The 13,111-nt window shown below is 66.5% G+C and carries 12 protein-coding genes; 9 read left to right on the top strand and 3 right to left on the bottom strand.

What is annotated here, in order from left to right; genetic code table 11:
• The first annotated feature begins 177 nt into the window (after positions 1-177).
• From K7I12_RS06255 to K7I12_RS06235, 5 genes are read left to right on the top strand one after another with little or no spacing between them, the layout of a single operon-like run.
• Positions 178-798 (top strand): helix-turn-helix domain-containing protein, encoded by a 621-nt coding sequence (locus K7I12_RS06255; RefSeq protein ID WP_231663476.1) that lies wholly within the window; start codon positions 178-180, stop codon positions 796-798.
• Positions 798-1,466, top strand: a complete 669-nt coding sequence (locus K7I12_RS06250) for a response regulator transcription factor (protein ID WP_231663475.1) — start codon at positions 798-800, stop codon at positions 1,464-1,466. The genes K7I12_RS06255 and K7I12_RS06250 overlap by 1 nt, the downstream gene beginning before the upstream one ends.
• A complete protein-coding gene (locus K7I12_RS06245; RefSeq protein ID WP_231663473.1) occupies positions 1,463-2,860 on the top strand; it encodes a sensor histidine kinase in 1,398 nt (465 codons plus the stop codon). The genes K7I12_RS06250 and K7I12_RS06245 overlap by 4 nt, the downstream gene beginning before the upstream one ends.
• On the top strand, positions 2,857-4,041 hold the full coding sequence (locus tag K7I12_RS06240) for an ABC transporter substrate-binding protein (protein ID WP_231663471.1): 1,185 nt from the start codon (positions 2,857-2,859) through the stop codon (positions 4,039-4,041). The genes K7I12_RS06245 and K7I12_RS06240 overlap by 4 nt, the downstream gene beginning before the upstream one ends.
• Positions 4,038-4,805, top strand: a complete 768-nt coding sequence (locus K7I12_RS06235) for a TlyA family RNA methyltransferase (protein WP_231663469.1) — start codon at positions 4,038-4,040, stop codon at positions 4,803-4,805. The genes K7I12_RS06240 and K7I12_RS06235 overlap by 4 nt, the downstream gene beginning before the upstream one ends.
• Positions 4,806-4,812: 7 nt before the next feature.
• Here the strand turns inward: K7I12_RS06235 and mscK are convergent, their stop codons facing one another.
• The gene (gene mscK, locus K7I12_RS06230; protein ID WP_084173337.1) at positions 4,813-8,154 is read right to left on the bottom strand and encodes a mechanosensitive channel MscK; all 3,342 of its coding nucleotides are present in this window, start codon (positions 8,152-8,154) and stop codon (positions 4,813-4,815) included.
• Between the two features lie 174 nt (positions 8,155-8,328).
• On the opposite strand from mscK, the gene K7I12_RS06225 reads away from it, so the two are divergent.
• The 4 genes from K7I12_RS06225 to K7I12_RS06210 are packed head-to-tail and all read left to right on the top strand — an operon-like array spanning position 8,329 to position 10,325.
• Positions 8,329-9,252: a phospholipase A gene (locus K7I12_RS06225; RefSeq protein WP_035575146.1), complete on the top strand. Its 924-nt coding sequence runs from the start codon at positions 8,329-8,331 to the stop codon at positions 9,250-9,252.
• 59 nt (positions 9,253-9,311) lie between these two features.
• Entirely contained in the window at positions 9,312-9,653 is a 342-nt protein-coding gene (locus K7I12_RS06220; RefSeq protein WP_201448174.1) for a DUF883 family protein, read from the top strand.
• Positions 9,653-10,045 carry a phage holin family protein gene (locus K7I12_RS06215; RefSeq protein WP_031382981.1) on the top strand — a complete coding sequence of 131 codons (393 nt, stop codon included), beginning with the start codon at positions 9,653-9,655 and terminating at the stop codon, positions 10,043-10,045. Before K7I12_RS06220 ends, K7I12_RS06215 begins: the two co-directional genes overlap by 1 nt.
• On the top strand, positions 10,035-10,325 hold the full coding sequence (locus K7I12_RS06210) for a YqjK-like family protein (RefSeq protein WP_051907367.1): 291 nt from the start codon (positions 10,035-10,037) through the stop codon (positions 10,323-10,325). Before K7I12_RS06215 ends, K7I12_RS06210 begins: the two co-directional genes overlap by 11 nt.
• A gap of 107 nt (positions 10,326-10,432) precedes the next feature.
• Here the strand turns inward: K7I12_RS06210 and egtB are convergent, their stop codons facing one another.
• Both egtB and K7I12_RS06200 read right to left on the bottom strand, forming a co-directional pair.
• Positions 10,433-11,749 carry an ergothioneine biosynthesis protein EgtB gene (egtB, locus tag K7I12_RS06205; protein WP_031382979.1) on the bottom strand — a complete coding sequence of 439 codons (1,317 nt, stop codon included), beginning with the start codon at positions 11,747-11,749 and terminating at the stop codon, positions 10,433-10,435.
• A 162-nt stretch (positions 11,750-11,911) separates the two neighbouring features.
• Complete coding sequence (locus tag K7I12_RS06200) at positions 11,912-13,093, bottom strand: NAD(P)/FAD-dependent oxidoreductase (protein WP_031382978.1); 1,182 nt, start codon at positions 13,091-13,093, stop codon at positions 11,912-11,914.
• Between the last annotated feature and the right edge of the window lie 18 nt (positions 13,094-13,111).

Raw genomic sequence — 13,111 nt, 5'->3', positions numbered from 1 at the left:
TGCAGGAACTCGACCGCTGACCTTACAATTCCGTAAGGAAGAATGGCGTTCCTCAGGATGGAAATTAGGCGGATGCCTTCCACGAGTCAACGCCTATCCAGGGGCTTAATACCAAAGTTGAACCCGGCGAAACGCACGAGCGACGTTCGACAAGCGCATCGAGAGAAAGGCACGGACATGGCACAGGACCGGGTTGAAGCGGTAGAGCGAGCGCTGACGATCCTCGACGTCTTCGATGCACCCCAGGAGCGCTTCACACTGGCCGACCTGGCCAGTGCCACCGGCTTCTACAAGAGTACGCTGCTGCGTCTGCTGGGCTCGCTGGAGCGTTACGATTATGTCCAGCGCGGCAGCGACGGACGCTACCAGCTGGGCCACAGCCCGGTACGCCTGGCGCGGCGTCACCCGCCCGGCCGCCAGCTGGCGGCCTGGATCCAGCCGGCGCTCGATGCGCTGGCCGAGCACAGCGGCGAAACCGCGGCGCTGCTGGAAGTCGCCGCCGGGCGCGCCGAGTGCCTGCTCGTCGCGATGCCCGGCGTGGCGCTGCGCCATGAACTGCGACCCGGCGAGCACTGGCTGCTCGGCGACCCGCGCTCGCCGGCGCTTGATTTCGCTGGCGGCATCATGGTCTGCCAGGCGCTGGACACCGTGCTGGAATCCCGCGCCTTGTGGCTGTCGCTATCCGGTCCCGCCGGCCGTCTGCAGCCGCCGGAAGCCGCTGCCCGGCTCATCGCGGCCGTGGGCGATCTGACGCGCAGCCCCGCCTCCCGCCAGGCCGCCGCACCGGAGGCTCGCTGATGCAACTGCTGCTGATCGAAGACGATGCCCTGCTCGCCGAAACGCTTGAGGATGCCCTGCGCCTCGAAGGCTACTCGGTGCTCGCCATCGCCGATGGCGAAGTCGGCTATCAGCGCCTGGCCAGCCCCGCCCCCCCGCATGGCCACGAGCTGATCCTGCTCGATCTCAACCTGCCGGGACGCAGTGGCCTCGAGATCCTCGAGACCCTGCGCCATCACGACAGCGCCACGCCGGTGCTGATTCTCACCGCCCGCGGCGCCATCGAGGACCGCGTGCGCGGACTCGACCTGGGCGCCGACGATTACCTGGCCAAGCCGTTCGCGCTCGATGAACTCGAGGCGCGGGTGCGCGCGCTGCTGCGTCGTCAGAAACCCGGCGTGCGCCTGCAGGTCGGCAGTCTCGTGTTCGACAGCCTGGCGCAGCGCTTCACGCTGGGCGGTGAGCCGCTCAGCCTCCCGCCGCGGGAACAGCGCCTGCTGAGCTGCCTGATGCGCCGCGCCGGCGAGCCGATCGATCGCCGGCAACTTGCCAGCGAAGCCTTTGCCGGCGAAGCGCTCGGCGACAACGCCATCGAGGTCTATGTCCATCGCCTGCGTCGCCGGCTGGGCGACAGCGACGTCACGCTGCATACGGTGCGCGGCCTCGGCTACCTGCTGGCACCGACATGACCGGTCGCGAGCAGAACAACGCCGCCACGACGGGCGGTGGCAGCCTCTACCGCCGGCTGATGGCCTGGCTGCTGCTGCCCCTGCTGGGGCTCGGCGCGTTGATGCTCATCCAGGCTTACCTGGGCGCGCGGGATACCGCCGACCGCGCCTTCGACCGACTGCTCGAGGCCGCCTCGCTGGCGATCGCCGAGCAGGTCAAGAAGCAAGACGACCAACTGTGGCTGGATCTTCCCCCGGCGGCGCTCGAGATGCTCGCCACCGACGCCGAGGAGCGGGTCTTCTATGCGCTCTACAATGAGCGTGGCGAATTCGTCACCGGCAACGCCGATCTGCCGGCCCCGGTCCGCCAGAGCGACGACCCTCAGCCGCTGCAGTACAGCGACACCAACTGGCGCGGCATGGCGCTGCGCGTCGCCGTGCGCACCTCGCAGCTCGAGGGCTGGAGCCAGCGCGAGCGTTTCGAAGTGCGCGTCGCACACACCCGCGAAGGCCGTGAGCGGCTGACCTGGGCGCTGTTCCAGGGCAGCCTGGGGCGCATCGCCGCCATGGCCCTGCTCGCCGTGGGCGTGGTGCTGCTGGCGGTACGCGTCGCCCTGGCGCCGCTGACCCGGTTGCGCCGGGCGATTCGCGAACGCGACCCGCGCACGTTCGCCCCGCTGTCCCTCGAGCTGCCCCGCGAACTGGCCGAGCTGCGCGAGACCCTCAACGAGCTGTTGGCGCGAATGCGCCGCGTGCGCGCCAACCAGGAACGCTTCGTCGGCGACGCCTCGCATCAGTTGCGCACGCCGCTGGCCGGGATCTCGGCGCGCGCCGAGCTGGCCTTGCGCAAGGACCAGCCCCAGGCTTGGCACAGCGCCCTGGAAACCATCCAGGAAGCCAGTGCACGCACCGCCCGGCTGGCCGTTCAGCTGCTTTCGCTGACCCGACTCAACAACCCCGAGGCCAAGCCCGAGCTGAGCCGCCTGGAACTGACCGCCATCGCTCGCGAGGCGACCCGCAGCGCCCTGCACGCCTGCTATCGCGACGGCGTCGACCTGGGCCTTGAGGCACCCGACGAGCCCGTCTTGATCGAGGGCATCGGCTGGCAGCTCGAGGAAGCGCTCGCCAACCTGATCGACAATGCGCGACGCTATGGCGCGCGGCACATCACCGTGCGAGTGAGCGCCGCCCCGCCCGCCCTGGAGGTCGAGGACGACGGTCCGGGCATCGCCGCCGAATGGCGCTTGCTGGTACTGAGGCCTTTTCATCGCGGTCGCAACGCCGGCGAGGGCTCGGGGCTGGGCTTGGCGATCGTCGATGGCATCGCCCGCGCCCACGCCGCTCGACTGACCCTGCACGAAGCCAGCGGCGGCGGCTTGCGCGTGACCATGACATTCCTGGGAGACCGTGCATGACGACACCCCACACCAATCGGCTGGTCGCGCTGCTGGCCGGCCTTGTGCTGAGCGGCCTGAGTCTCGGCGCCTTCGCCCAGGCGCAATTGAACTATCCCGCGCTAACCGACGGACCAGCGCTCAACGACGGACCGGCTCGGAACGGCGAGCGGCCCCGTTCGCGCCTGGTCATTAACGCCGCGCTCGATACGCCGTTGATCGCACCGCTGCTGGAAGATTTCCAACGTCGCAACCCGGATATCGGGATCGTCTATCGCAACCTCTCCACCCTGGCGGTATACCGCACCTTTCTCGACGCGGGAGCCGCCGAGCGCGCCGACGTGGTCATGTCCTCGGCGATGCCCTGGCAGTACTGGCTGGCCAACAACGGCTATGCGCAGCCGCTCGACAGCGCCGCGGCCCGCGCCTGGCCGGCCTGGGCGCGCTGGCGCCAGGAGCTGTTCGCGATCACCTTCGAGCCGGTAGTGATCGTCTATCGCCGCGACGTCGCCGAACGCTTCGGCGCGATCGACAGCCACGCCGATCTCCTCGAGCGCCTTGAGCGCCATGCCGAGGCGCTGCGTGGGCGCGTCGTCACCTATGATCCGGCAACCAGCGGCGCCGGCTACAGCTATGCCATCGAGGAGGCGCGCCTGTCACCACGCTACTGGGAGCTGGTGGCCGCGCTCGGCCGGGTCGATACCGCGCTGGTCGGCACCACCCGCGAAATGCTCGAGGGGCTGGCGCAAGGACGCTACTGGATCGGCTACAACCTGCTGGGCAGCTACGCCCGGGAATTCGCGCGCGAGCACCCCGAGCTGGAAGTCGTGGTGCCCAAGGACTATGCGCTGGTGACGCACCGGCTGGCCTTCATCGCCCGGGATGCCCGCAATCCGTACGCCGCACGCCGCTTTCTCGATTACCTGCTGAGCGAGCAAGGCCAGCGCGCGATCGGCGAGCTCACGCCACTGGGGACGATCCATCCGGCGCTGCACGGCCCGGGGAGCGCCAATGCCCTGCGCGAGCGGCTGGGCGATGCGCTGCGTCCGATCGACATCGGCCCCGGCCTGCTGGCGACCCTCGACAACCTCAAGCGCGAAGCGCTGCTGAGCCGCTGGAGGCGCGAGTTCCAGCGCGCAACCCCGCCCGCCGACATACCCGCCGCTGCGCTCGACGTACCACCCAGCGAGGCGGCCCGATGATGCGACTCGATCAGTTGCTGCTGGCGCTGGGTCTGGCGCGCTCGCGCACCCGCGCCCAGCGGCTCATCCGTCACGGCCGAGTGACCCTCGAAGACGCCCCGCAGCGGCCGCTGACCAAGCCCGGCGAGAAAGTTCCCGACGACAGCCGCCTGGTAATCGCCGAGGACGCCGAGGAGCGCTATGTCTCCCGCGCGGGACTCAAGCTCGAGGCGTTGCTGGATGCCCTGGAGCTACGTCTCGATGGGCGCGTGGTGCTGGATGTCGGCCAATCCACCGGTGGCTTCACCGATTGCGCACTGGCACGCGGCGCGGTCCACGTGATCGGCATCGAAGTCGGCCATGACCAGCTCGATCCGACGCTGCGCGACGCTGTCCGCGTGACCTGCATCGAAGGCCTAAACGCCCGGGCAATGGCCGGCGATGCCCGACTGCACGCCGCCATCGAGCGATGCTCGCCGCTGCGACCGACGGCAGCGGTCATGGACGTTTCGTTCATCTCGCAGACGCTGATCGTGCCCCAACTGGCGCAGTTGCTGGCCGGCGGCGGCGATCTGCTGTCGCTGGTCAAGCCGCAGTTCGAGGTCGGCCCCGGCAATGTCGACGCACGCGGCATCGTCAGCGATACACGCCTCTATGTTGGCGTCGAGGCGCGCATCCACGCCTGCTGTGTCGAGCATGGCTTCAGCGTCGAAGCCTGGCGCGAAAGCCCGATCCGCGGTGGCGACGGCAACCGCGAATTCCTGCTCCACGCGCGACGCCGCTGACCGCCCGTCAGGTCTCAGCGTCGTCCGCATCGGACTGCCCGCGCGGGCCCGGTCTGCGCCGGGGTTCGTCAACGCCGCCCAGCGGGCGGGCGGCGCCACTTTGCGAGCTCACCTGAGCCACCTGGCCATCGCTGTCGTGCAGCCAGACATCCATCTGATTGAAGGCGACGCGAATGCCGTGCTCGCGGAACAGCGCATCCAGCCGGCGATTGATCTCGTCGGCCGCGTAGAGCCTGTCGAGCAGGTCGTTGACGAAGACTCGCAGCTCGAAGTTGAACGCCGTGGCGCCGTAGCTGGTGCAGAACACCTGCGGCTCGGGGTCCTTGAGCACGCGCTTGTTGTCGTCCGCCACCGCGCGCAACAGCCGATGCACCGTATCCAGGTCCGAGCCGTGCGCCACGCCGTAATTCAGCACCACTCGGGTGATGTTGTCCGACAGCGACCAGTTGATCAGCTGGTCGGTGACGAAGGTCTTGTTGGGGATGATGATCTCCTTGCGATCGAAGTCGGTCACCGTGGTCGCACGGATGCGGATACGGCTGACCGTGCCGTGCAACTGGCCCAGCGTGATGGTGTCGCCGATCCGCACCGGGCGTTCGAAAAGGATGATCAACCCCGAGATGAAGTTGGCGAATATTTCCTGCAGGCCGAACCCCAGCCCCACGCCCAGCGCCGCCACCAACCATTGCAGCTTGTCCCATGACACGCCCAGCGTACCCAGCGCGATGACGATGCCGGTGCCGACGATGACATACGACAACAACGAGGAAATCGCGTAGGCACTGCCCTGCTTGAGCGACAGCCGCGAGAGCACCATCACCTCGAGCAGGCCAGGCAGGTTGCGTGCCATCAATGACGTCAGGACCACCGTGATCAGGCTGGTCAACACGTCGGCGATGGTGATCGGCGTCTGACCGATCGCCTCGCCGCTGCCCTGCTCGATCGTCCATACGGCGATACTGTCGAGATACGCCAGCGCGGTCAGCAGGTCGGCCCAGACCAGGTAGAGCACCAGCGTAAAACCGAGGAACAGGATCAGCTTGGAGAGCCGCAGCGACTGCTGGTTGACCTGTTCGAGATCCAGCGGCGGCTCCTCGATCAACTCCAGTCCGCCCTCGGCGCCCTCCTGGGCCTGGGCGCGGCGACGCGCCACCGCGCGCCGGTAGGCCAGGCGCCGAGCCGCCACCGCCAAGCCGCGGACCACTGCAGCCTCGATAAGTATCCAGGCGCCCAGGATGTACAGGCTGAACACGAAGCGGCCGACCAGTTGCAGCGCGGTGTATTCGTAACCCATCACGATCAGCCCGGCGAGTACCACGGTCACCAGCGACAGCGCCAGACCCAGCAGCAGCCGGAACACCTTGGTCCCGAAAAACGGTATGTGGGCCAGGATCAAGCGGGCGATCAGCACGCTCAACGCCAGCAGCCCGCTCAGCAGCAGAAACAGCGCGATCGGCTGCTCGGCCAGGGTCGGACCGTTGTCGCGTGCCAGGGTGCTGATCAACAGCACCGGTATCAACGCGACACCAAGCCACCACAGCAGCCGTCGCAACCGCGAGGCATAGCCGCCGGGCCAGTGGAAATGGCGCACCGCGACGCCATCGCTGATCAACAGCCGCCGCGCCAGTTCGATCACCCCCCAGGCCAATGTCAGTTGCAGCAGGGCCATGCCCAACAGCTGCGCATTACCCTCGGTGCCCTTGGCCAGCGCCAGCCCGGCGCCGGCCAGCGCCAGCGGCCAGGGCGCGGCCAGCAACGCATTCATGGCGATCGCCCGCGGCGTGTGCATCTGGGTGTCGCGCTTGAGTCGGCCGATCTCGTCATGCAGCGCCAGCAGGCGTTGCTTGATCCGTCGCCGACGCAACAGCAGCACGCCCGCCGACAGCCATACCGGCAGCGCCCACAGGGCCTTGGCCTGCAACGGCTGCCAAAGCGCCGCCAGGCGCTCCTGCCAGATGGCCGGGCTGGCATTGGCGGCCAGCGTGGCGGGCAGCTTGCGTAGCCAGCCGAGATCGAGCGGGCTGCGATTGGCCACCCAGAACAACTGCTCCTCGATGGTCGAGCGCAGCGAACGGCTGATCGATACCAGCTGCTGCTGAGTGAGCTGCAGATCGATCGCGGTGGTCAACAGCTCGCCATATTCCTGCTCGAGTTGGTCGATGAGCTCACGCCGTGACCGGTAGAGGCCGGACAGCGAATCGAGCAGTGCCGGGGTGGCCTCGACGTCGGCATCCCCGATCCGCTGTCTGGCCAGCGCTTCAGCATCGCGCAGCGACTCGCGTTGACGGCTCAGTTCGAACTGCTCGAGACGCACGTCGGCGATGACCTCCTGCAACCCGTCCTGGGCATCTATCGAGGGTAGCGAGCTGCGCTGTTCGCGCAGAATGCGCGACAGCAGCAGGCTGCCGCGAATCGCCTCGATCTGCTCGTTGAGGGTGCGCTGTACCTGGCGCACCCGGTCCAGTTGAGTGCGCACCTTGATGGCTTCGCGTTCATAGCGATAGCGGCGATCGATGGCGTCGAGCAGCGACTGGCTGAGTTCGCGGTTTGTCGACTGAGCCCGCATCACCATCGGATGCTCGTTGGCGATCAACGGGTCGCGACTGGCCGCTTCGGCAATCGTCGACTCGAGTTCCTCGCGACGGCGCTGGTCGAGAATGGCCTGAAGCAGATCGAGTCGGTCCTGGAGCGCCTTGTTCTGTCTGATCAGCGCATCGCGACGTTGCTGGGCGAGTTCGCGGCTACGCGCGTTGGTCTCCAGCTGGCGACGCTTGAGGGCCAGTTCGCGCTCGGCAAGCTGCATCTCGACCTGGATCTTCCAGACTTCGGGTCCGTCCGCGCCGGTCGGCAGCTGATCGCGGGCAGAGCGCAACGCTTCGATCCTGTCCAGCGATTCGCTGATCGTCGCCTGGGCGCGTTCGGGCAGGGTCTGGGCGGCGATCAGCCGCGAATTGGCATCGGCCAGGCTATCGCGCAGGCTCTGCAGCCGATCAAGCATCTCGCTGACGTTGGCTTCGAGTTCATCGCGGGGGGTATTCTTCAGCGCCTCGGCGCTGGGCAGCTCGGCGTTTTCGGCTTGCCGGGCAGCACGCTGCAGCCGCTCGATCGCCTGGGGACCCTGCTCGAGGCGCTGTTCGAGCTCAGTGCGCGCCTGGGCGATGTCCTCCAGCTTGTCGAAGGTATCGAGCACGCCACGCAGGATATCCATGGCTGCCTGCTCGCTGCTGTCGGGCTTGTCGATGGCCTTGAGCGTCTCCAGACGCTGCGAGACCCTGTCCCGTTCAGGCAGCGCCATGTCCTCCTGCGCCCATGCCGGGCCACCCAGCAAAGCGATCATTGCGATCGCCATCAGCCATCCTGTCCACCACCGCTGATTCGCCACGCCTGCCCGCCTTTACTGTCGACTGTTTCGCCAAGCGATTGTGCGGGGACCCACGATCCTTGGCAATTGCCGCCGGGAATTGACTTGCCGGCAAGTCATGGTAGAAACGACTATCCGAATGTCTTCCTACAGGATGTCCCTATGGCTGCGCCGATCGCTCTGCCGATCTCACTCTTACTGGCCGCGTCACTCACCCTGCTGCCCCTGGCGGCCATCGCCCAGGATGCCGAACAGGGAGGCGCCACTGAATCGGCACTCGAGCAGGCGCAGAAGCGTCGGGAATACGAGAACGAATCCAACCGCAACCCCTTGGCCATCACCGCCTATCGGCGTAATTATCTGCTGCCCTGGACATACAACACCGATCCCAACCAGGGCGCTTTCAACGCCATCAGCGACGACGCGGAGGCCGATAGCTCCGAGGTGAAATTCCAGCTCAGTCTCAAGATCAACGTGCTCGACGATCTATTCGGCGACAACGGCGATCTGTATTTCGCCTACACCCAGCGCAGCTGGTGGCAGGCCTATAATTCCGACGCCTCGGCGCCGTTTCGCGAGACCAATTACGAGCCCGAGGTCTTCGTCAGTTTCGACAATGATCTCTCGTTTCTCGGTTGGACCAACACCTTGAACCGCATTGGCCTTGCCCATCAGTCGAACGGCCGTTCACAGCCACTGTCGCGCAGTTGGAACCGGGTCTACGCCGACCTGCTGTTCCAGCGCGGCGATTGGGCGGTGAGCATCGCACCACACTGGCGGATACCCGAAAGCAAGAGTAACGACGACAACCCCGATCTTGAAAGCTATGTCGGCTACGGCGACATCACCGTCGCGCGGGCCTTCGGCGACCAGGAGCTGTCGGTGATGGTGAGGGGCAACCCCGGCAAGCATAACTACGGCGTACAGCTCGACTATTCCTTTCCGCTGGCCGGCAAGATTCGCGGCCACGTGCAATATTACGACGGCTACGGAGAAAGCCTGATCGACTATGACAACGACGTTCAGCGTCTTGGCATCGGTTTCAGCCTCAATACCTTTCTGGCGGGTATACCCGGCAGCCGTTGATACACCAAGTCATGCTGCTATGATGAAACTGTTATTCACCGTCAAAGGAAAGACACCACATGGCCATGTTCCCCATCGGACAGCATGATAACAACACCAGCACCGCTCAGTTGAAGGAAGATCTCCGCCAACTGTCCCATACTGTCGAAGAGTTGATCAACGCGACTGCCGAAGACTCCCGCAGCAACGTCAAGGAAATGCGCGACCGCGCCCAGCGGAGCCTCAAGGAAACCCGCGGAAGACTCGAAGCCCGCGGTGAAAAGCTTTACCACGATACGCGTGACGGCGTTCTCGATAGCGCCGATCTGTGCGACCGTTACGTCCACGAGAATCCCTGGACCAGCATCGGGGTCGGCACCGCTGTCGGGGTGGTGATCGGCTTGCTGCTTGGACGTCGCTGATGACCGATGGCCAGGGACCGGCAGAGCGTGTCATTTCGGCGGCACGACGCCTGATCGGCAATGTCGTCGCCATGGGCGAGACGCGTCTACGTCTCGCCGTGCTCGAACTCGAACTCGAGCGAGACCGCCTGCTTTCGCTACTGTTGCTCGCCGGAGCCAGCCTGATCCTGTTCTCGTTCGGCGTCGGCATGCTGTTGTTGCTGGTGGTCGTCCTCTACTGGGACGACCATCGCCTGCTGGCCATTGCCTTGTGCTCCTTGGTGCTATTGCTGGCTGCCGCATTGCTCGCGGCCAAGGCCAAGCAGATCGCCAATCAGCGCAAGTTGATGGAAACGACCCTGCATCACATGCAGCAGGATCGTCAGGCGCTGGAGTCATCGCATGACGCATAACGATCGCCTGGCGCGACGCGATCAGCTCGAGACGCAGATCCTGCAACAGCGCCTCGACATGGGCATGGCTCTGCGCGATTGGCGCGAGGCCACCGCACCGATCGACCATGGCTGGCAGAAACTCATGCAATGGCGGGCGCCGACCATTGCCGCACTGGGCCTGGTATCGTTGCGCGGGGTCACCCGGCCACGCGCGACCGGCCGGATGATACGTCGGGTGATGACCGGCCTGCTGCTGGCCAACCGGCTAAGGGCGGTTTACCGCGCCATCAATCGCTGATGCCGCTCACCGGAAAATGCCGAACCCCGCCACACCGGCGGGGTTCGGCGTCTTGATTGACCCTGTTTCAGCGCCTCGGGCGGTTCGCCCTGTCGCTTGCGCTGCGCTCATGCGTCGCGGGCCAGGCGCAGGCCGGAAAACGCCCAGCGCGCCTGGGGCGGAAAGAAGTTGCGATAGCTCGCGCGGATGTGCGAGCGCGGCGTGGCGCAACAGCCGCCGCGCAGCACCATCTGCCCCGACATGAACTTGCCGTTGTACTCGCCCAGGCTGCCTGGCAGCGTTCGAAAGCCTGGATAGGGGCGATAGGCGCTGCCGGTCCATTCCCAGACATCGCCGTATAGCCGGCCCGGCGCGGCGCCATCCGTGGCTTTCGCCACCGGCTGAAGATGATCGTTCTCGACGAAGTTGCCGTGGATGTCCACGCCCTCGGCGGCGACTTCCCACTCGGCCTCGCTGGGCAATCGCGCTCCGGACCAGCGCGCGTAGGCATCGGCCTCGTAGAAGCTGACATGACACACCGGGGCGTGCTCGTCGACCGGCACCAGGCCGCCCAGCGTCATGTGATACCAACCGTCATCGCGCTGCACCCAGTAAAGCGGCGCCGTCCACGCCTCGTCCTTGACCCTTTGCCAGCCATCGGCCAGCCAGTGGTCGGGGCGCCGATAGCCGCCATCGCGGATAAACGCCAGAAATTCGCCATTGGTGACCGGACGATCGGCGAGTTCGAAGGCCTCGACGAACTGCCGGTGGCGCGGCATCTCGTTGTCGTAGGCGAAGCTGCCGGTAGCCGACTCATGGCCGATCAGGCGCACGCCGGCGGGATAATTCAGCCAGGCCAGCTCGCCGGGCGTGGCCGCCGGCGACGTGGCGAGATCGTCGCGCAGGTCATCACGATAGACCGGGCACAACGGGTTCTGCGCCAGGATGTGCTTGATGTCCATGACCAGCAATTCCTGGTGCTGCTGCTCGTGATGAAGCCCCAGCTCCACGCGACGGCGGATCTCGTCGACATGCTCGACGGGCGGCGCTTCGAGCAGTCGGGCCATGGCCTCGTCGACATGGGCGCGATAACGGTATACGTCGTCTACGGTGGGCCGCGATATAACGCCTCGTTCGGGGCGTGGGAAGGGCGTGCCGTGGGTCTCGTAATAGGAGTTGAAGAGGAAGTCGTAGGCCGGATCGAGCGACCGGTAGTCCTTGAGAAAAGGGATGAGCAGAAAGGCTTCGAAGAACCAGCTGACATGGGCGATGTGCCATTTCGGCGGGCTGACATCGGGCATGCTCTGGACCATGTAGTCCTCCCGATGCAGCGGCGCGCACAGGCGCTCGGTTGCAGCGCGCACGCGCTGATAATCGCGCAGCCACTCCTTGGTGTGCCGAGTCTCGAGGGTGTCGCTTGCGAGCTGATGAGCGAGCGGGGCCATGGGTACACTCCTTTGCGCTGGGCAGGGTCCGTCAGTTTCCCTCTCAGCGTAGGCGCCATCTCACGCCCTTCAAGTGCGAAATCGACCCGGTGCGGCGCACGAAGCCGGCCATGCGCTTGAGGAGCCCGGTCACCTCAGCCGCCACGCGATGCCCCTGGGCCGCTACAACGCCAGGCCGCAGGCCACCGCCGAGGCCCAGGCCCATTGGAAGTTGTAGCCGCCCAGCTCGCCGGTAACGTCGAGCACCTCGCCGATAAAGCGCAGCTGGGGCAGTTCCCGGACCGCAAAAGTCTTCGACGAAAGGGCCGCCGTATCGACGCCGCCCATGGTCACCTCGGCGGTGCGCCAGCCCTCGGTGCCCGCCGGTTTGAGGCGCCAGCGATTGAGCCGCTCGGCCCACGCCTCGAGCTGGGCGTTGGAACGCTCGGCGAGCACCCCGTCGTCGCCGTACCATTCGATTAGAGCCTGGGCCAGGCGTCTGGGCAGGCGTTCGGCGAGCCACGTCGACACCAGCCGTCGCGGCGCCGCCCGGCGTTCCTCGCGCAGCGCCGCGCCGGCATCGAGCCCCGGCAGCAGATCGACGACGAGCTCGTCGCCGGGCTGCCAGTAGCTCGAGATCTGCAGCATCGCCGGCCCCGAAAGCCCGCGATGGGTAAACAGCAGCGGCTCGCGGTAATAGCCGCCGCGACAGCGCACCGCGACCTCGCAGGCGACCCCGGCCAGCGCCGCGGCGCGCGCCTTCCACTGCGAGGTCAGGGTGAACGGCACCAGCGCGGCGCGGGTCTCGGTCACCGCCAGGCCGAACTGGCGGGCGACATCGTAGCCGAAGCCGCTCGCCCCCAGCGTGGGGATCGACAGCCCGCCGGTGGCGATCACCACCGCCCCGCACTCGATCCGCCCCGCCGCGGTACTCAGGCGCATGCCCTCGGCGTGACGCTCGATGCGCTCGATGGGCGTGGCGAGGCGAATCGCCACGCCGGCCCAGTCGCATTCGGTGAGCAGCATGTCGAGAATCGGCCGCGACGAGTCGGCACAGAACAGCTGACCCGGAGCCTTTTCGACCGGCTCGATGGCGTGGCGCTCGACCAGCTCGAGAAAGTGCTCCGGGCGGTAACGCTTGAGCGCCGAGATGCAGAAGTGCGGGTTGGCCGAGAAGAAATTCGCCGGCGCGGTGTCCAGGTTGGTGAAGTTGCAACGCCCGCCGCCGGACATCAGAATCTTCTTGCCCGGCTTGCTGGCATGATCGAGCACCAACACGCGTCGGCCGGCGTAGCCGGCGGTCAGCGCGCACATCAGGCCAGCGGCGCCGGCGCCGATGACGACCACGTCGGGATGGCTAGGCATGCGGGAAACTCCGGACGA

The sequence above is a fragment of the Halomonas sp. IOP_31 genome, from assembly GCF_021151495.1.
GTDB lineage: Bacteria > Pseudomonadota > Gammaproteobacteria > Pseudomonadales > Halomonadaceae > Modicisalibacter > Modicisalibacter zincidurans.
The sequence above is the reverse complement of the archived record's forward strand: the minus strand, read 5'-3'. Positions and strand labels throughout refer to the sequence as shown.